Source organism: Paraburkholderia caffeinilytica, from assembly GCF_046030355.1.
GTDB lineage: Bacteria > Pseudomonadota > Gammaproteobacteria > Burkholderiales > Burkholderiaceae > Paraburkholderia > Paraburkholderia caffeinilytica_B.
Genome location: NZ_JAQQCQ010000013.1, coordinates 221510 through 240204 on the forward strand (window position 1 = coordinate 221510; position 18695 = coordinate 240204).

The window sequence follows — 18695 nt, forward strand, 5'->3', positions numbered from 1 at the left end:
GATGGGCCATCTTCGACAGCAGCGACCGCTGCTGTCGATTTCCCCGACCCGCTAGCTTTTGGGGAGTCCCGGCGGATTCGTCCTGGCCTGGTCGACCGCTTCTGAACCCAAATTCCAGCGGTCGAGCACCTGCGTGTATTTCCCGCTGTGAATGAGGTCGTTCAGCAGCAGCGTGACAGGCGCAGCGAGTCCACTGCCCTTGCGGGTCGTGACCGCGACGTCGGCCATGATCGGCCAGCCTCCGCTGATCGTGCCGACCGAGCGGATCCCGCCACGCTGCGCGGCCGCGTAGGCAAGCCCCGAGTTGACGCTCAGGATCGCGTCAGCGCGCCCCGACCGCAACGCCACATCCCTCACGGCGAGATCGTCGTAATACTGAATCTGGACCGGCTTCAATCCGTGGGCGACATTTTCCTTGTCCCACGCGAGCAGGATTTTTTCCTGGTTCGTGCCTGAATCGGTAATGACACGGAGTCCGGCAACATCCTTCGGCTCCTTGATCGCCTTGATCGGGCTTGCATCGGTCACGTAAAATCCGAGCACGTCACGCCGGTAGGTCGAGAAGTCGAATTTCTGCTTGCGCTCCTCGGTTACCGTCACGTTCGACACCACTGCGTCGACCTTGCCCGATTGCAAGGCGAGCGGCCAGTCTTCCCACGCCAGCACTACGATTTTCAGCTTGCGTCCCAAACCGTCCGCGACCAGTTGCGCGAGATCCGGGTCAAAGCCAATCACGGTCTTCGCATCGCTCGCATACGAACCGAGCGGCAGCCATGCCACGGTCATACCGATAACCAGTTCGCCCTTCTCGGCAAACGGAAACGCGGCGGGTACGGCCTGGATTGCCGCAGCGTCAGGGGTGGTCCGGATGCGATCGTGTTGATCCGGACTCAGATTGAGCGTGATGGGTGTGGCCGCCAGCGCTGTGGCCGCTACGCCCATCGCCAGGGCGGCGAACGTTCCGGCCATCGCCGACAAAATATTCCGGCTGAGTTTCATGACTTGATAGATTCCGTTGAAATGGACGATTTGACCGATGCGTTGCACGCACGGTTACCGCTGACCGAGCGGCTCGGGCTGGCGCAGATCGCTTAACGAATCGATGCTGCCCGGTTCCAGCAAGTCCTTGCCGAACGGAAGACGAAAGTGGATCTCCGGCGCGATCGAACGATCAAAGAGCGGTTCATAACCGGCGCGGTGATAGAGTCCCGCCGCTTCCGGCTGCCTGAAGCCCGTGGTCAGATAGACGCGGCGATAACCCTGTCGCACCGCACGCGACTCGAGCTCCTGCACGACGCGGCGGGCCAACCCTTGACGACGCTCACCGGCATGCGTCCAGATACGCTTGAGTTCGGCGGTCGTCGCGTCGTAACGTTTGAATGCGCCACCCGCGATCGTCTCGCCGTCACTCACGATCACAATGAAAGCGCCCTCAGGAGGTGCAAACAACTCGGCCGGATAACGCGCCAACTCCTCACTCACCAAGGCCGCGCTGTTCGCTCTGAATTCGCGATAGCGTGTCGCGTACTCGACCTGAAGCGCATCCAATAGAGGCCGCGCAATGGGATCCAAAGGCGTGGTATCAATAATCTCGTAGGTCATTTCGGATATGGGGAGCGTTTGCGCCTGTTGATACTGTCGGTGAATCTCTATTCCGCCCGATCTGTATTGCCGTCGAACCGAAAACAAGATAACAGGCCGTCAATGAGGAATGAACCAAACATTTAACAGATCGTTATTCCGAAAATTTCATATATATAATTCACGTCTTATTGCCGGATTTAAGCGCGAGGCTGCGCCGCCAATAGAGCCTGTAAATCCCCAGGATATCGGCGCCGCATTATTTCATATTGCTTTCAATTATTTAATTAAGATTACAATTCGCGTGCGCTGCGTGAATTGCGCTATTGAATAAATATTTGTTTTTAAAAAATACCGGCCGCCCTTTTTATTTCAGGACGCTTTCAGATACCGGCTTTAAATGACGATTAATGCGTATAAAACGTAGGCCGGCGCCGATAAAACGCGTGAGCTTCCAGGATAACGGCAGCGAGTTTATGCCGTATTAGCTTTGAGTCGGTTCGGCGAGATGGAACAGGCAGTCGCCGCGTTCTACTGCGGCCGGCACGCGCTTGCAAACAACCTCGCCCGCTCCCGCGAAAAAAGTCGTGACCGGCTCACGCAGCGGCGTGTCGGGAAAATGAATGCGCGCCGCAGGCTGGCCCGCCACGACCTGGTCGCCCAGATCGGCGAGCGGCTCATAGACACCGCGCTCATAGGCGTACACATAGTGGCGCGAGCCGGATACTGTAAAAAAGCGGGTCTGCCCGGGAGGACCGTCCGGGACGAGGGGCCCGCTCAGCAGTCCGATGAAACCGAGCAGATTCAGCAGACCGTGTCGCGCATCGCGCAGCAGGTTCGCCTGCACCGTACCGCCGCCGCCGAGTTCTGTGAGGATAGAGAGCGCGCCCTGCCGGCGCGCCGCGGTCGCCGCATGGACCGGATTCGGCCGATGCAGAAACGCACGCGGCAACCCGAAGGCGGTGAGTAAAGCCTTGAGCCGCTGCTCTTCCTCGGGATCGCGCGGCTCGATGGCCAGCATATTGGCGCCGTCGTAGAGAAGCGAACTGCCGCCCGAATGCAGGTCGATCAGATATTGCGCGCGCGCGAGCAGCGTGTGCTCGATGTAGTCGGCAATGACGGCCGTTGGCGAGCCTTGTGAGTCGCCGGGAAAACTGCGGTTCAGGTTGCCGCCGTCGAGCGGTGAAGTCCTCAGGCCCGCAGCCGCAGCGGGAAAATTCGCCATGGGGAGGAAGATCAGTTGCCCGCGCACCCATTGCGGCTCGATTTCGCGAATCAGGCTGGAAACGAGCACCTGCCCTTCGTATTCGTCGCCGTGATTGCCGCCCATCAGCAGTACGACGGGACCGTCGCCATTGCGAACCGACGCAATCGGAATGGGAATCCATCCATACGCGGAACGATGAACCGAGTAAGGCAGACGCAAATAGCCGACGTGACGTCCATCGGCATCGAGATCGATTTCGTTGTGGATGGAACTCATCGGGCTTCCTTCGTGAGGCGGGATATCCGGCCGTGCCGCCTGGTCATCATCGTGCCGGTGTTCTTCCCTGACTGGATCGGTTGCTGCGCGCGCCGGTCACGCGCGCTCATTGCATATATTGTTCGTTGCCGATGAGCCCGATCTTCGTCGCGCCTTCACGCTGCGCGGCGGCGAGTACTGCCGCCACGTCCTTGTACGGAGCGAGCTTGTTCGGCAGCAGATGAATTTCCGCCTGGTCCGGCTGCGCGGCGACGTCGGCCAGGCGCTTTTCCAGGTCCGGCACGCCCGCGACCGGCGCACCGTTCCACCTGATCGTTCCGTCGAAATCGATGTCGACCTGCACGACCGGCGGCGGCACAGCCGGCGGCGGCGGATTGCCGACGGGCAGGTTCATCTTTACCGAGTGCATCTGGATCGGAATCGTGATGATCAGCATGATCAGCAACACCAGCATCACGTCGATCAGCGGCGTGGTGTTGATGTCAACCATCACCTCCGGTTCGCCGCTGCTGCGGCCCGAAGATACGTTCATTCCCATTGTCGACTCCTGCTCCTGGTTCGATCCTATGCAAAGCTGTCAGCCAGAGTGGGCGCTTTAGCTGTCGGCCAGAGTTGGCGCTTTAGCGCTTACTCTGGTCCCATGCAAAGCTCTTACTCTGGTCCCATGCAGAGCTCTTACTCCGGTCCCATGCAGAGCTACCCGCCGCGCGCTGGCGGCTGGGTAATAAATGAAACCTTCGAGATCCCGGCGCGCTCGCATGCGGTAACCACTCGCCCGATGAATTCGTAGCGTGTCGTCTGGTCACCCCGCACGTGCACCTCCGGCTGCGGCAGCTTCACCGACGCCACCTTCAGTCTCGCAAGCAGCGTCGTTGCATCGACCAGCTTCTCGTTCCAGAAGAAGTCGCCGTCCTTGTTGACCGCAATCTCGATGCTGTCCGGTTTGGTCTGCAACGGGTTCACCGTCTCCGTCGGCAACCGCACCGGCACCGTGTGCGTGACGACCGGAATGGTGATCAGAAAAATGATCAGCAGCACCAGCATCACGTCGACGAGCGGCGTCGTGTTAATGGCGGCGATGACCTCGTCCTCGTCGCCGTCCTGTCCAACGTTCATGGCCATGGCGTCTTGCTCCGTCTATGCTGCCGCTGCTTACTTCGCATTCGCGACCGCACGCACATGAGGCTTCGTGCCCGGCAGCAGCACCGTATGAAGTTGCGCACCGAACGCGCGCACGCGCTCCATCACCGACTTGTTGCGGCGCACGAGGAAGTTGTAGCCCAGCACCGCCGGCACCGCGACGGCGAGACCGATCGCCGTCATGATCAACGCCTCGCCGACGGGGCCCGCAACCTTGTCGATCGACGCCTGCCCGGCAATGCCGATCGCGGTCAGCGCGTGATAAATCCCCCACACCGTGCCGAACAGACCGACGAACGGCGCCGTCGAACCGACCGTGCCGAGGAAAGCGAGCCCGTCCTGCAGCCGGTTCGACACGTTGGTAATGGCACGCTCGATAGACACGTCAATCCACGTGTTGCGATCCACTGCTTCGAGCAACACTTCGTCGTGATGCTGGCCGGCTTCGATCCCTACTTGAGCGATGAAACGGAACGGCGAGTTCTCATCAAGCTGTTCCGCGCCCTGCGCGAGCGAAGGCGCGTTCCACAACTGCTCGTCGGCGGTTTGCGCGCGGCGGTTCGCTCGCAACTGCTCCAGGAACTTCGTGATCATGATGTACCAGCTTCCCATCGACATCAGCACGAGCAGAATCAATACGAAGCGCGCGACGAAGTCGCCGTTCGCCCACAACGCACCGAGGCCGTATGGGTTCGCCACTTCAGTGCTGGTCGCGGGCAGCGGCGGCGGCACCGGCTGGTCGGCGGCAGCTGCGGCCGGTGGCGTGGCTGACTGACCGGCGCCCGAAGCGCCGGCTTCCTTGAGTACATTGTTGGCGCCCGATGCACCGGCTGCCCCGGGTACATTGTTGGCTCCCGCTGCGCTCGCCTCGGCCCAGGCGGCCTGCGGTGCAGCGAGGAAGCTGGCGGCCGTGGTCGAGATCAACAGGCTGGCCGCTACGGCGGCAAAAAAGGAACGCTTCTTCATACATGCTCCAGATGGTGCATCCATCGCTATCGAAAGGGTTGAAATCAAGGGCAACCTCGAACTGCACGCACGGCGCTCAGTTAAGGTTGAACGAGAACGGCACCTGTACACGGACCGGCTGCCCTTGCGAAATGCAATTGAATTTCTTCACCGCTTTGAAGGCCGCGCGGGCGAGGATCGGGTCGGCGGACTGCTCGACTTTCTCGTCAGTCACATGCCCCTGCGGATCGACAACAAACGAGATCAATACGTCACCCGTGATGTTGTTTTCCTGCGCCTCTTCCGGATAGCCCATCGAGCGGCGAACGTCGTCCGAGTTCGGGCATACGACGCCGACCGCCTGGCTGACCGGCTTTGCAGGCGCCGGCGGCGCGACGGGCACAGGGATCGGCGGTGCAACCTCCGCCGGCACCGGCGCGGCCTGGTGCGTGATTGTCGGTGCAAGCGGTGGCGGCGTAACGTGCACTTCAGGCGGCGGCACGAACGGCCGCGGCGGCGGTGGCGGCGCGAACTTCGGCGGCGGCAGTTTCACCGTCGGCAGGGGCGGTGGAGGCGGAGGTTTCACCGGTTGGATGATCCTCGTCTCGATCGGCTTCTGGACGATCTGCACGACCTTGTTCGCGAGGCCGTTCATTAACGCCCAAATGAAGAAGACGTGCAGGAGCAGCACCACACCGATGCCGGCGTAGCGGCGTACCGGTTTCTGGTCGCGACGTCCGTACTGTGCAGGACGTCCCGTCGACCGGGTCGATCTGAAAATTACCTCTGTGGACATATACCACCCCGATAACCGTGACCTGTGCAGCTCACAACCACCCTCCGGAAGTCTTACAAAAGCAGCGCGCACGCTCCTGCGCCAGAGCGCCGTCTTTACATCTGCTCCAGCAGAAGCCGGAGTCCAGAGACAGCCTCCGCGCGTGCATCGCAATACAGAAGAGGAGTTACGGTACCGAGTTACGGCTTTTCAGTGAACAAAGAATTCCATATTTGGATTCCTGTCAAACCGTGGGAAAGATCGGAGTAAATTTTTGACGGGCTTAATTGAATGTTCTGTGCGCGCTCTCAAATGTGAAACGCGGCACCTTCGCTCGCACCCTTTGCAAAATCTCGCGGAGCCGGGATTGCGAAAGCGAACATCGGTCCGGCGCTAGCCGCGCGCCTGCGGATCAAGCCTTCTCCTGATCACTTCAATCAGCGCGCGTACCTTTGCCGTGGGATAACGGGTAGGCGGAAACACCGCGTGGATCCCTTTGGGCTTGCCCGACCAATCGGGCAGCAGACGCACCAGCCGCCCCGTCGCCACGTCCGCCGAGATCGAAAAATCAGTCAGCAATCCGAAGCCACCACCCGCGAGCGTCGCCGCGCGGGCTGCATCGGCCGTATTCACCAGCAGGACATCCTCGCACCGCACGCTTTGTTTTGCGCCTTTCGCCCGCTGCAGATCAAGCGTCAGCGGATGCGGCAACACAGACAATGCGACATGCGGCATGGCCGCGAGCGCAGCCGGCGTCTTCGGCTTACCCCACGTAGCGACGAATTCCGGATTCGCGACGATCCATTTGACGAACCCGCCGAGCTTCACTGCCCGGTAGCCCGAGTCGGCAAGTTGCCCCAAACGGATGGCCACGTCGATGCCCTCCGCGATCAGATCCACATAGTGGTCGCTGCTGACCAGTTCGATGTCGAGTTCGGGATACGCCCGGCGCATTTCCACCAGCGCGGGCGCCACCACCAACGCTCCATAGTCGATCGGCGCACTCACGCGCAGCGTGCCCCGCAACGGCGCCGATTCCCCCGATACCGCCGATAGCGCTTCCTCGGCCGCCAGCAGGATCTTGCAACTTGCCTCGTAGAAGGCGCGCCCGCTCTCGGTCACGCTGAGCCGCCGCGTCGTTCGGACCAGCAGGCCCGCGCCGATCTCGCGCTCGAGCCGCTGAAGATGCGTGCTGACCATGGTTTTCGTGAGTCCGAGACGCGCCGCGGCCGCGGTAAAAGAGCCCGCTTCTACCACGGCAACAAATATCGCCAGGCGGTTCAGATTGACATCCCGTAGATCTGCCATTCGCTGATTGTCCATCTTTGGTTGATTATGTTTTCTAGCTTAGCAGGCTTCTGCGCGGCGCTCCCAGCGCGTAGGCTTACCTCATCCAGTCGACAGTTGTCGGCTTTTCCCCGATCCAGGAGCTTTCAATGTCTGCCGCCCAACCCGCCCAGCCGATCCGCCTTCACACCACGCTCCTCTCCGGGCACGGACACCGCGTCAAGTTGTTCCTGAGCCTGCTTGATCTGCCTTTTGAAGTCATCGAACTGAACATGGCGGCCGGTGATAATCGTCGCCCGGACTACCTGAAGCTCAATCCGTTCGGCCAGGTGCCGACGATCGAAGATGGCGAGACGGTGCTGTTCGATTCCAACGCAATCCTCGTCTATCTGGCGAAACGCTACGGCGACCCGTCATGGCTGCCGGAAGACGCGCTCGGCGCCGCCGCCGTGCAACGATGGCTCTCGCTCGCGGCAGGACAGATCGCTTACGGGCCGTGCGCCGCGCGGCTGGTCACGGTATTCGGCGCGCCGCTCAATCTCGACACCGCGCAGAAGATTGCCTTCAAATTGTTCGACGTGCTCGACGCGGAGCTTGCCGGTAAAAATTTCGCTGCGGGAGACCGTGTGAGCATTGCCGACATTGCAGCGCATACGTACATCGCCCATGCGCCGGAAGGCGGCATATCGCTCGAGCCGTACCCGAACATCCAGGCATGGCTGCGTCGTGTCGAAGCGCTGCCACGCTTCATTGCAATGCCGCCGACGAAGGCGGGATTGCTCGCCGCGTAATCCGGGAAACGTACACGCCGTAACAGGCAGGGATCGATATGTCTCAACTTTCTTCCAGCGCGCCGCGCGGTTGGGACGCCGCCGAGTCGCCCTTTCATGCCGCCGAACGCATGGCGCAACGGCAGGCGGGCGTGGACGAGGAGGCGGAGTCGAGCGGCCGCCGGGGTATCCGCCGCTATATGCCGGATCAGCATCGGCAGTTTTTCGCCGAGCAGCCGTTCATGGTGTTCGGCGGTCTCGACGCAAACGGCCAGCCGTGGGCAACGCTGCGGGCGGCCGAAGCGGGCTTTGTATCGTCCCCTGACGCGCGCACCTTGCGGATCGACGGCGGCGTTTTACCGGGCGATCCGTTGGCAGGCCACTGGCAGCCTGGTGTGATGATTGGCGGTCTGGGTCTGCAGGCGCAGACGCGCCGACGCAATCGCGTCAATGGCGTCGTGTCGTCGGTGGCTGGCGATGCAGTCACGCTCGACGTCATGCAAAGCTTTGGCAACTGCGCAAAATATATTCAAAGCCGTACGCCGACATTCATTGCACGCGGCGAAACCGGCACGACGGCACCCGTCGAGACGTCGACCCAACTCAACGACGCGGACCGCGCGTTGCTGGCGAATGCGGATACTTTTTTTATCGCCAGCGCTAACGTCGGCGAAGAAGCAGGCGCGGCTCGCGGCGTCGATGTTTCGCATCGCGGCGGCATGCCGGGTTTCGTACGCATTGACGACGCCACCACGCTGACAACACCCGATTTCAGCGGCAATCGCTTCTTCAACACACTGGGCAATCTGCTCCACGATCCGCGCGCCGGCTTGCTGTTCGTCGACTTCGCGAGCGGCGATCTGCTTTATGTCGCGGCCCTCGCCGAGATCGTCTGGGATGGTCCGGAATTGGACGACTTTCCGCTGGCCGAGCGTCTCGTACGCTTTCGCATCACCGAAGTGCGGCGCAGTCGCAAGGCGTTGCCGTTTCGTTGGTCCGAAGTCGGCTATGCGCCGCAGTTCGTGACGTCCGCGTCACGGCCCGACGCACCGCCTGTGTCCGTGCGAGCTACGTTGCCTGGTTCATTACTCGGTTCATTGCCTGCTTCATTGCCCGATGCACAGCCGGTGTCACCACTCGGTTCCCCGTCTGCGTCATCACTCGGTTCCCTGCCTGCTTCCCCGCCCGACTCCCTGGCTGCTCCGTCGCCCGGTTCCCCGCCTGCGTCACCGCTCGAATCGCCATGGAGAAAGCTCAGGATCGCCGCCGTGCACGAAGAAACGCCCGCGATCCGCTCGTTCTATTTCGAATCCCCAGACGGCACGCCGTTGCCGCCGTACGAGCCCGGCCAGTACTTGCCGATCCGCGTGCCGGTCGACGGGCGGGACAAGCCCCTGACGCGCACCTATACACTGTCCGACGCGAGCAACCAGCGGCAGTACCGGATCACTGTGAAGCGCGACGGAGTCGGCTCCGCGTGGCTGCACGATCACTTCGCAGCCGGCATGCAGATCGAAGCGATGACGCCGCGTGGCGCATTCACCTACGATTCAGCCAGCCCGCGCCCTGCCGTGTTCATTTCCGCGGGCATCGGCATCACGCCGATGATTACGATGCTGCATCACGCTATTGCAGCGCGCGAGCCGCATAGTCCGCCCAAGCCGCTGCATTTCTTCCATGGCGCGCGACGCGAGGGCGATCGACCGTTCAGTGCTCACTTGCAGGCCCTCGCATCGCACCATCCGGCGGTCTCCATGCACCTGTTCGACAGCGCCGCAGACCCGGCCACCGACGTGCCATCCGGCACGGTGCCCGGTCGCGTGAGCATGGCGGAAATCAAGCGCACACTGCCCTTCGACGACTACGACTTCTATCTGTGTGGCCCCGAGTCATTCATGCGTGAACTGTATGAAGGATTGTGCGCGCTCAACATTGCCGATGACAGAATCCGCTTTGAGGCCTTCGGACCGGCCACCGTCAAACGCACGCCAGCAATCCCACCAGCGGTGCCGGAAGACGCACGAAGCGCGCCACTCGCAAACGAGCGGGAAAGCGATGGGCCGGGCATCCCCGTGACGTTCACACGATCGCACCGCACGGTGCAATGGCTGCCGAAGGACGGCACGCTTCTCGAACTCGCCGAAGCATGCGGCATTGCTGCCCAGTCGAGTTGCCGCTCCGGGATGTGCGGCACGTGCTCCACGCGCGTGTTAAACGGCCGTGTCGCTTACGAAGCCCCCCCGGACGCCCCCATCGACGAAGGCCATGCCCTCATCTGCATGGCGCGACCGGTTGCCGATGAAGTTACCGATGCAGCAGCCACAACGGACGGCCTATCGCTCGAACTCTGAATGACGATGACGAGTCCGGCATCCTGGCGCAAAATCCGATTACGCACGCGTCCCTGTGGGCAAGCTCCGTTTCCCGCCGGCAAGGTGAAGCGGGGCCCGGGCATTTTCATAGCAAATGCCGGTTTTCCCACATACCGAATGCTGACGGCTTGTCATTCTGATCACTCAAGCGTGCGGTGGGAGGTTGCCATGTCGGTATATGTCGATGAAGGATTCAGGCCTTGTGTCACGGAATGCGAGACCGTCGCCTTCCGGGTCTGTTTTGACGACCGGGTGCAGGTCTTCGAGGTCAGCGCCGAGGCGCTGATGACCTATTGCGGGGCCGTGAGCAAGCGGCGCAAGGATTTGCTCGTCGCGTTCGAGGACTCGCAACTGGAGATATTGAAAGTGGTGGAATGTAAATGGCCCTTCAACCAGACCGAGCCCGTGCGCCTGGGTCTGGACGAGTTCCGAATGGTCAGACATTAGGCATGGCAGAATTGCGTCCATGACCTGGATCGCCGCCCTGCCGATGTACAACGTGACGCCCGCGCTTGCCGCGACATGGCGCGAGTGGCTGGACGACGTCTTGCGCAAGGTGAGCCCGGCATGCCGCATCGTCGAGCCCGACGAGGAACTGCACGGTTTCTGGCGGCGCCCTAACGTACTGCTCTCGCAAACCTGCGGTTATCCACTGATGCACGGGTTGAATGAGCAGGTTCAGGTGATCGCCACGCCGCGCTTCGATGCCCCGGGCTGCGAAGGCGCGGATTATTCGAGCGTGCTGGTCACGCGAGCGGACGCGCAGTTCGATTCGCTGGCGGCGTGCCTTGGCGCACGCGCCGCCTACAATCAGGACGATTCGAATAGCGGCATGAATGTGTTTCGCCACGCGGTGGCGCCGCTTGCGCGCGGCGGCACGTTTTTCAGCGCGGTCCTGTGCACCGGTTCGCATCTCGGATCATTGCGGGCGGTGGCCGACAATCGCGCGGACGTCGCCGCCATCGACTGCGTGACGTTCGCGTTTATCCGCGATGAATTGCCTGAACTGGCGCAAAAGGTTCGGCAAATCGGCGTGACGGCGGCATCGCCGGGCTTGCCGCTGATTGCCTCCAGCAACGTGCCGGCCGCGACGATCGGGGCGCTACGCGAGGCACTCGACGAAACGTACCGTGCGAGGCCCGAACGCGCCAAACGCCTGCGTTTGAAGGGCTTCTCCACGTTGCCGCTCACCGACTACGAACGGATCGAGCAACTCGAAAACGAAGCGCGCGCTGCCGGCTATGCGCGCCTCGCCTAAGCACGGCTATTAGCCCACATCCAGCACCAGAAGCTGCGCGCCATCGGCAACCTGATCGCCGACCGCATACAGCACTTCCGTGACCGTGCCGGCCGCCGGTGCACCGATCGTGTGCTCCATCTTCATCGCTTCCATCACGATCAGCGGCGTGCCCTTCTCCACCACCGTGCCCGGTTCGACCAGCACCGCAATCACCTTGCCCGGCATCGGCGCGGTCAGGCGGCCTTCACCGCCTTCTGCATCCGCGGCATGCGCGAGCAGGTTCTGCCACTCGAACGCCAGCGCCTCGCCGAGGCAGAACACGTGGAACGTATCGCCGTCGATGAAAACGCGTCCGCTCACCCGGGCATCGCCGATCGTCGCGCGGTATTCGTGCTGGCCTGTGCCTTCCGACCAGCTGAAGCCCTCACGCACGCCGTCATGTTCGAGCGTTTGCGTGGCGCCGTCGCGGGCGAACGTAGCCGTGAAAACGCCTTCGTTCTCGCCGCTGTCGCCGGCATTGCGCCAGCCGAGCGTCTGCGTATAACCGCTGTTCAGGCGCCAATGCGATAGCGCATCCCACGGCGACGCACCGTGCGCGGTGCCGCCTTCACGCGTCAGCAGTGCGGCGCAAGCAAGCGCCAGGGCTTCCTTGAAGGGCTTTTTCGCGGGTGCGAACAAGGCATCATGATGACGCTCGATCAATCCCGTATCGAGATCGCCCGTCGCGAACGGTTCGCTCGTCACGATGCGCTGCAGGAACTCGACGTTCGTGTGCGGGCCCACTACTTCGCAGGCACGCAACGCACGACTCATTCGCGCGAGCGCCTCTGCACGCGTCGCGCCGTGGACAATCAGCTTGGCAATCATCGGATCGTAGAACGGCGTGATGGTGTCGCCTTCGCGCACGCCGCTGTCGATGCGTACCGGCGCTTTGCGGCCCGGCTCGCCGATGGCGAATTCGACGCCTTCAGGCATGCGCAAATGCTTGAGCGTGCCAGTCGAAGGCAGGAAGCCGCGCGCCGGATGCTCGGCGTAAATACGTGCTTCGATTGCGTGGCCGTCGACTTTCAACTGTTGCTGCGTGAGCGGCAGCGGTTCGTCGGCCGCGACGCGCAGTTGCCATTCCACCAGGTCCTGCCCCGTCACCATTTCCGTGACCGGATGCTCGACCTGCAGGCGCGTGTTCATCTCCATGAAGTAGAAGTCGCCCGTGCCGGTCATGATGAACTCGACCGTGCCCGCGCCGACGTAATTCACCGCGCGCGCGGCGGCCACGGCTGCCTCGCCCATTTCGCGTTTGATTTCCGCGGGCAAGCCCGGCGCCGGCGCTTCCTCCAGCACTTTCTGGTGACGCCGCTGCACCGAGCAATCGCGATCGAACAGATAGACCGCGCCGCCGTGACGGTCCGCGAACACCTGTACTTCCACGTGACGCGGGCGCGTCAGATACTTTTCGATCAGCACGCGGTCGTTGCCGAAACTGCTGGCCGCTTCGCGTTTGCACGACGCCAACGCCGCCGCGAAATCTTCAGTGCGTTCGACGACACGCATGCCTTTGCCGCCGCCGCCCGCGCTCGCCTTCAGCAAGACCGGATAACCGATCGCATCTGCTTCGCGATGCAGCAACTGCGGATCCTGATCATCGCCGTGATAACCCGGCACGAGCGGCACCGCGGCGGCATGCATCAACGCCTTCGCGGCCGCCTTCGAGCCCATCGCGGCAATTGCTTCGACCGGCGGTCCGATGAAAACGATGCCGGCCGCTTCGCAGGCATGCGCGAAGTCTTCGTTTTCCGACAGGAAGCCGTAGCCCGGATGCACCGCCTGCGCGCCGGATGCGCGCGCGGCTTCGATAATGCGCTCGACCCGCAGATAGCTTTCCGCCGCGGTCGATCCGCCGATATGCACCGCCTCGTCACATGCGGCCACGTGTTTCGCGTTGGCGTCCGCATCGGAATACACGGCCACGCTCGCGATGCCGAGCCGCTTGCAGGTCGCAGCGACGCGGCATGCAATCTCGCCGCGGTTGGCAATCAGGATCTTGTTGAACATGAGGTGTCTCGGTGAATGTCCCGCTCGGGGTGTGTTGTTCTGGTGAAGGCCGGGCGCTGCCCTGGAGTGGGGGCTTGCCTGCGCTTCGGGTTCGCTTCGGGTGCGCTTCAGGTGCGCTTCAGGTGCGCTTCAGGTGCGCTTCAGGTGCGGTTTAATGGCATTTCAATCGCGCCATGACGGCGTGCGTTTTTCGAGGAACGACGCGACGCCTTCACGGCCCTCCGCGCCTGCTCGCGTGCGCGCGATGCGCGCCGCCGTGTCCTCGATCATGGCTTCGTTCAGCTCGCGGCCGGCGATGTCCTGGACGAGTTGCTTGCAGGCGCGTACCGCTTGCGGACCGTTTGCGCAGAGCGTTTCCGCAAGCTGCTGCACGGTCGCGTCGAGTTGCTCCACGTTCACCGCTTCGCTGACGAGGCCCAGGCGGAGCGCTGTCGCGCAATCGAATTGCTCGGCGGTCGTGAAGTAGCGGCGCGACGCCTGCTCGCCCAACGCACGGATCACATACGGCGCGATGGTCGCCGGAATCAGGCCGAGACGCGCTTCCGAGAGGCAAAAACGCGCGCTTTCCACTGCCACGACGATATCGCACGCCGAAATCAGACCCATGCCGCCCGCGTACGCATCGCCGTTCACGCGCGCGATCACCGGTTTGCTGCAGCGATAGATCGACGACAGCATGTTCGCCAGCAGCATCGCGTCGGCGCGGTTCTCGTCGTCCGAATAGCCGGCCATCTTCTTCATCCAGTTCAGGTCGGCGCCTGCACAGAATGCCTTGCCGTTCGCCGCGAGCACCACCGCGCGCACGTCGTCGCGCGCGTTCAAGGCCGTGAAAGCCGAGGTCACTTCGGCGATCATCGTTTCATTGAACGCGTTGCGCACGTCCGGCCGGTTCAGCGTGACCGTGGCAATCTGCCCGGCGAAAGCGACATTCAGCGTGTCGTATTGCATCGTTGCGGCTCCTCTCTCGTCGCGTTCCGTCACATTCTGAACACGCCAAAACGCGTGTCTTCGATCGGCGCGTTCATCGTCGCCGAGAGGCCGAGGCCGAGCACGTCACGGGTTTGCGCCGGATCGATCACACCGTCGTCCCACAGACGCGCACTTGCGTAGTACGGGTGGCCCTGATGCTCGTATTGCTCGCGGATCGGCTGCTTGAATGCCTCTTCCTCTTCGGCGCTCCACGAACCGCCCTTGCCTTCGATACCGTCGCGCTTGACCGTGGCCAGCACCGAGGCGGCCTGCTCGCCGCCCATCACCGAAATACGCGCATTCGGCCACATCCACAGGAAGCGCGGCGAATACGCGCGGCCGCACATGCCGTAATTGCCCGCCCCGAACGAACCGCCGATGATCACCGTGAACTTCGGCACTTTCGCCGTGGCCACGGCCGTCACCATCTTCGCGCCGTTACGCGCGATGCCTTCGTTTTCGTACTTGCGGCCCACCATGAAGCCGGTGATGTTCTGCAGGAACACCAGCGGAATCTTGCGCTGGCAGCACAGTTCGATGAAGTGCGCGCCCTTGAGCGCCGACTCCGAAAACAGAATGCCGTTGTTCGCGATGATGCCGACCGGGTGCCCCCAGATATGCGCGAAGCCGCACACGAGCGTGGTGCCGTAGCGGGCCTTGAATTCGTCGAAAGCGGAATCGTCGACGATACGCGCGATCACCTCACGGATATCGAACGGCTTGCGCGTATCGACGGGAATCACACCGTACATGCTCTTCACGTCATAGCGCGGCGGCTTCGGTTCCTGCAACGCCACCGGCACGTGCTTCTTGCGATTCAGATTGCCGACGATGCTGCGCGCAATACCCAACGCATGCGCGTCGTTCTGCGCGAGATGATCGACCACGCCGGACAGACGCGTATGCACGTCGCCACCGCCGAGGTCTTCCGCGCTCACCACTTCACCGGTTGCGGCCTTGACGAGCGGCGGGCCGCCCAGAAAAATCGTCCCCTGATTCTTGACGATGATCGATTCATCGCTCATGGCAGGCACATAGGCGCCGCCGGCCGTGCACGAACCCATCACGACGGCGATCTGCGGAATGCCTGCGGCGGACAGATTCGCCTGATTGAAGAAGATACGGCCGAAGTGATCGCGATCGGGGAACACGTCGTCCTGATTCGGCAGATTCGCGCCCCCCGAATCGACCAGGTAGACGCACGGCAAATGATTTTCCGCGGCGATTTCCTGTGCCCGCACGTGCTTTTTCACGGTGACGGGATAGTAAGTACCACCTTTAACCGTCGCGTCATTGCAGACGATCACGCACTCCTGCCCCGCGATGCGGCCAATGCCCGTGATGACACCCGCGCCCGGCGCATCGTTGTGGTACATGCCATAGGCCGCGAGTTGCGAGAACTCGAGAAACGGCGTGCCTGGATCGAGCAGTTTCTCGATCCGGTCGCGCGGCAGCAGTTTGCCGCGGCCCGTGTGTTTGTCGCGCGCCGCCTGCCCGCCGCCCAGCGCGAGCTTTTCGACTTTCGCGCGAAGATCGGCGACCAGCGTCTCGAGCGCCGCCGCATTGGTGCGGAAGTCGTCCGAGCGCGGATTCAGCTTTGATTCAATGATCGGCATTACGTGGCTTCTCCTGTGTCGACCAGAGTTAGCGCTTCAGCGCTTACTCTGGTCCCATGCAAGGCTGTCGACCAAAGTAAGCGCTTCAGCACATACTCCAACCCCATGCACGGTGGCTGCTATCGTCGCTTCTTACGGGCCTAAATTGCAATCCGATGGTTCAAACCGTCTCAGCGAACAGTTCACGGCCAATCAGCATGCGACGGATTTCGCTCGTTCCCGCGCCGATTTCATAAAGCTTGGCATCGCGCCACAAACGACCGACCGGATACTCGTTGATATAACCGTTGCCGCCGAGAATCTGAATCGCCTCGCCGGCCATCCACGTAGCTTTTTCAGCGGTGTACAGAATCACGCCCGCGCAATCCTTGCGCACCTGGCGCACGTGCTCCTTGCCGAGCGTGTCGAGTTGCCGGCCCACTGCGTAGAGATAGGCACGGCATGCTTGCAGCGTGGTGTACAGATCGGCGACCTTGCCTTGAATCAGCTGGAATTCGCCGATCGGCTGGCCGAACTGTTTGCGGTCGTGGATATAAGGCACGACTGCGTCCATGACCGCGACCATGATGCCGGTCGGGCCGCCGGCGAGCACGGCGCGTTCGTAATCGAGGCCGCTCATCAGCACCTTCACGCCGCCGTTCAGCTGGCCGAGGATATTTTCTTCAGGCACTTCCACGTTCTCGAACACCAGTTCGCCGGTGTGTGACCCGCGCATGCCGAGCTTGTCGAGCTTTTGCGCGACCGAGAAACCCTTCATGCCTTTCTCGACGATAAACGCGGTAATGCCCCGCGAATTCGCTTCGAGATCGGTCTTTGCATAGACGACGAGCGTGTCGCAATCCGGACCATTGGTGATCCACATTTTCGTGCCGTTCAGCACATAGTGATCGCCCTTCTTGTCCGCGCGCAGCTTCATGCTGACGACGTCCGAACCCGCGTTCGGTTCGCTCATGGCGAGCGCGCCGATGTGTTCGCCTGAGACCAGCTTGGGCAGATACTTTTCCTTCTGCGCTGCCGTGCCGTTGCGATGAATCTGGTTGACGCACAGATTCGAGTGCGCGCCGTACGAGAGACCCACCGATGCCGATGCGCGCGAGATTTCTTCCATCGCGATCATGTGCGCCGTGTAGCCCATGTTCGCACCGCCGTATTCCTCCGAGACCGTCATGCCGAGCACGCCCAGGTCGCCGAATTTGCGCCACAAGTCCATGGGGAACTGATCCGACCGATCGATTTCCGCGGCACGCGGGGCGATTTCTTTGGCAGCGAATCCGGCGATGCTGTCACGCAGCATTTCGATTTCTTCGCCGAGCGGGAATTGCAAACCGGGCAGGTTGCTCATTGCTGTGTCTCCAGAGTTCGTGGGCGGGCCGGTTAGCCTGGGTGGGCGCGGCTCCGTCTGAGTGCGGCTCAGCGGACGGTGGCGGCCTTATGAGCCGCCTTTACCGCCCCGCACGAGGCGCGAAACGTTCAAGACGCATTTCACGCTAGATTTACGTAGGCGTCAATAGGTATTTTTGAGTTTTACTCAGAAACTGTCCGATGGCGCTCTGGAGCCGCCATACCGTGATAGGATCGGCGTCATCGAGGTGATTGGCCTCACAAAACTGAACTGGACTCATATGACGGTTGTCTTGAAGGCTGAGTTACCTGCCTCACGCCGCCAGCCGGCCGGGCGCAAGTCGCAGCAGCGCGTGCGGGAGATCTTGCAGGCGGGCCGCGACGTGTTCTCGGAGAAGGGCTACGAGCGCGCGACGACGGCGGAGATTGCGCAGCGCCTGGGCATTTCCGAGGCGACCGTATTCAGTTATTTCCGCGGCAAGCGCGAGTTATGCGCGCGGGTGATTGGCGACTGGTACGACGAGATTATTGAAGCGATCGAGAGCGGGTTGCCGCGTGATGGCAACGTGCGTCAACAGTTTGCTTTTATTGTGCGCACGCATTTGCGGTTGATGCTGGTCAATGGCACTGACCTGTGTGCGTTGGTTTTATCCGAGGGCCGGGCCCGGCATCATGAATTGAGTGAGGCGCTGACTGAATTGCAGCGGCGGTATACGGCGCCTTTGATGCGGGTGTTGGCGCAGGGCCAGGAGACTGGGCAGATTCGGGCTGATATGCCGTTGAGGCTGTTGCGGTCAATGGTGTTCGGGCCGATGGAACATGTGTTGTGGGACGCCACGCTGGCGAACCGGCATATCGATATCGATGCTACTGCGGATCAGTTGATCGATGTGCTGTGGGCGGCGCTTATGCCGCAGGATTTGGCGGTGAGCGCGTTGCAGCAGTTCAGGGCCGAGGTGGGTGAGGCGAACCGGCGGTTTGAGATTGCTGTGCGGAATGGGGAGGGGGGGCCTCGCGGCGGGTAGTGGTTTTTTCCCCGTGGGGCGCTTGGGGTCTGTTTGCTTAGGGCGTTGGCCTTTCCTTGTTTTCTTATTGGTTTATTAGCGTCGCCCCTGTGCGGGGCA

17 protein-coding genes are annotated in these 18695 nt (G+C 62.0%); 5 read left to right on the forward strand and 12 right to left on the reverse strand.

Annotated elements, in window-relative coordinates; translation table 11 throughout:
* Positions 1 to 51 precede the first annotated feature (51 nt).
* The 8 genes from PQQ95_RS20805 to PQQ95_RS20840 form a co-directional block, all read right to left on the reverse strand.
* Complete coding sequence (locus PQQ95_RS20805; protein WP_408440078.1) at positions 52 to 969, reverse strand: ABC transporter substrate-binding protein; 918 nt, start codon at positions 967 to 969, stop codon at positions 52 to 54.
* Positions 970 to 1053: 84 nt separating this feature from the next.
* Positions 1054 to 1602: a GNAT family N-acetyltransferase gene (locus PQQ95_RS20810; RefSeq protein ID WP_408440025.1), complete on the reverse strand. Its 549-nt coding sequence runs from the start codon at positions 1600 to 1602 to the stop codon at positions 1054 to 1056.
* 463 nt (positions 1603 to 2065) lie between these two features.
* Positions 2066 to 3064 carry a succinylglutamate desuccinylase/aspartoacylase family protein gene (locus PQQ95_RS20815; RefSeq protein ID WP_408440028.1) on the reverse strand — a complete coding sequence of 333 codons (999 nt, stop codon included), beginning with the start codon at positions 3062 to 3064 and terminating at the stop codon, positions 2066 to 2068.
* Positions 3065 to 3170: 106 nt separating this feature from the next.
* Positions 3171 to 3602 (reverse strand): ExbD/TolR family protein, encoded by a 432-nt coding sequence (locus PQQ95_RS20820; RefSeq protein WP_408440030.1) that lies wholly within the window; start codon positions 3600 to 3602, stop codon positions 3171 to 3173.
* 158 nt (positions 3603 to 3760) lie between these two features.
* Entirely contained in the window at positions 3761 to 4186 is a 426-nt protein-coding gene (locus PQQ95_RS20825; RefSeq protein ID WP_408440032.1) for an ExbD/TolR family protein, read from the reverse strand.
* A gap of 30 nt (positions 4187 to 4216) precedes the next feature.
* Positions 4217 to 5170, reverse strand: a complete 954-nt coding sequence (locus PQQ95_RS20830; protein WP_408440034.1) for a MotA/TolQ/ExbB proton channel family protein — start codon at positions 5168 to 5170, stop codon at positions 4217 to 4219.
* Between the two features lie 76 nt (positions 5171 to 5246).
* Positions 5247 to 5945, reverse strand: coding sequence for an energy transducer TonB (locus PQQ95_RS20835; protein WP_408440036.1), 699 nt, complete (start codon positions 5943 to 5945; stop codon positions 5247 to 5249).
* Positions 5946 to 6317: 372 nt separating this feature from the next.
* Positions 6318 to 7232 (reverse strand): LysR family transcriptional regulator, encoded by a 915-nt coding sequence (locus tag PQQ95_RS20840; protein WP_408440037.1) that lies wholly within the window; start codon positions 7230 to 7232, stop codon positions 6318 to 6320.
* Positions 7233 to 7360: 128 nt separating this feature from the next.
* Here PQQ95_RS20840 and PQQ95_RS20845 point away from each other — a divergent pair, with 128 nt between their 5' ends.
* The 4 genes from PQQ95_RS20845 (at position 7361) to PQQ95_RS20860 (ending at position 11611) form a co-directional block, all read left to right on the forward strand.
* Positions 7361 to 8002, forward strand: coding sequence for a glutathione S-transferase family protein (locus PQQ95_RS20845; protein ID WP_408440038.1), 642 nt, complete (start codon positions 7361 to 7363; stop codon positions 8000 to 8002).
* A 38-nt stretch (positions 8003 to 8040) separates the two neighbouring features.
* A complete protein-coding gene (locus PQQ95_RS20850) occupies positions 8041 to 10332 on the forward strand; it encodes a pyridoxamine 5'-phosphate oxidase family protein (protein ID WP_408440039.1) in 2292 nt (763 codons plus the stop codon).
* A 189-nt stretch (positions 10333 to 10521) separates the two neighbouring features.
* Positions 10522 to 10800 (forward strand): hypothetical protein, encoded by a 279-nt coding sequence (locus PQQ95_RS20855; RefSeq protein ID WP_408440042.1) that lies wholly within the window; start codon positions 10522 to 10524, stop codon positions 10798 to 10800.
* 19 nt (positions 10801 to 10819) lie between these two features.
* The gene (locus tag PQQ95_RS20860; RefSeq protein WP_408440045.1) at positions 10820 to 11611 is read left to right on the forward strand and encodes a phosphate/phosphite/phosphonate ABC transporter substrate-binding protein; all 792 of its coding nucleotides are present in this window, start codon (positions 10820 to 10822) and stop codon (positions 11609 to 11611) included.
* A gap of 9 nt (positions 11612 to 11620) precedes the next feature.
* Here PQQ95_RS20860 and PQQ95_RS20865 read toward each other — a convergent pair whose 3' ends face one another.
* The 4 genes from PQQ95_RS20865 to PQQ95_RS20880 all read right to left on the reverse strand — a co-directional run bounded on the left by PQQ95_RS20865 (position 11621) and on the right by PQQ95_RS20880 (position 17572).
* The gene (locus tag PQQ95_RS20865; RefSeq protein WP_408440048.1) at positions 11621 to 13645 is read right to left on the reverse strand and encodes an acetyl/propionyl/methylcrotonyl-CoA carboxylase subunit alpha; all 2025 of its coding nucleotides are present in this window, start codon (positions 13643 to 13645) and stop codon (positions 11621 to 11623) included.
* Between the two features lie 162 nt (positions 13646 to 13807).
* The gene (locus tag PQQ95_RS20870; protein ID WP_408440051.1) at positions 13808 to 14593 is read right to left on the reverse strand and encodes an enoyl-CoA hydratase/isomerase family protein; all 786 of its coding nucleotides are present in this window, start codon (positions 14591 to 14593) and stop codon (positions 13808 to 13810) included.
* A 29-nt stretch (positions 14594 to 14622) separates the two neighbouring features.
* The gene (locus tag PQQ95_RS20875; RefSeq protein WP_408440054.1) at positions 14623 to 16230 is read right to left on the reverse strand and encodes a carboxyl transferase domain-containing protein; all 1608 of its coding nucleotides are present in this window, start codon (positions 16228 to 16230) and stop codon (positions 14623 to 14625) included.
* A gap of 160 nt (positions 16231 to 16390) precedes the next feature.
* Positions 16391 to 17572 carry an isovaleryl-CoA dehydrogenase gene (locus PQQ95_RS20880; RefSeq protein WP_408440056.1) on the reverse strand — a complete coding sequence of 394 codons (1182 nt, stop codon included), beginning with the start codon at positions 17570 to 17572 and terminating at the stop codon, positions 16391 to 16393.
* Between the two features lie 280 nt (positions 17573 to 17852).
* On the opposite strand from PQQ95_RS20880, the gene PQQ95_RS20885 reads away from it, so the two are divergent.
* Positions 17853 to 18596: a TetR/AcrR family transcriptional regulator gene (locus PQQ95_RS20885; protein ID WP_408440081.1), complete on the forward strand. Its 744-nt coding sequence runs from the start codon at positions 17853 to 17855 to the stop codon at positions 18594 to 18596.
* Positions 18597 to 18695: the final 99 nt, after the last annotated feature.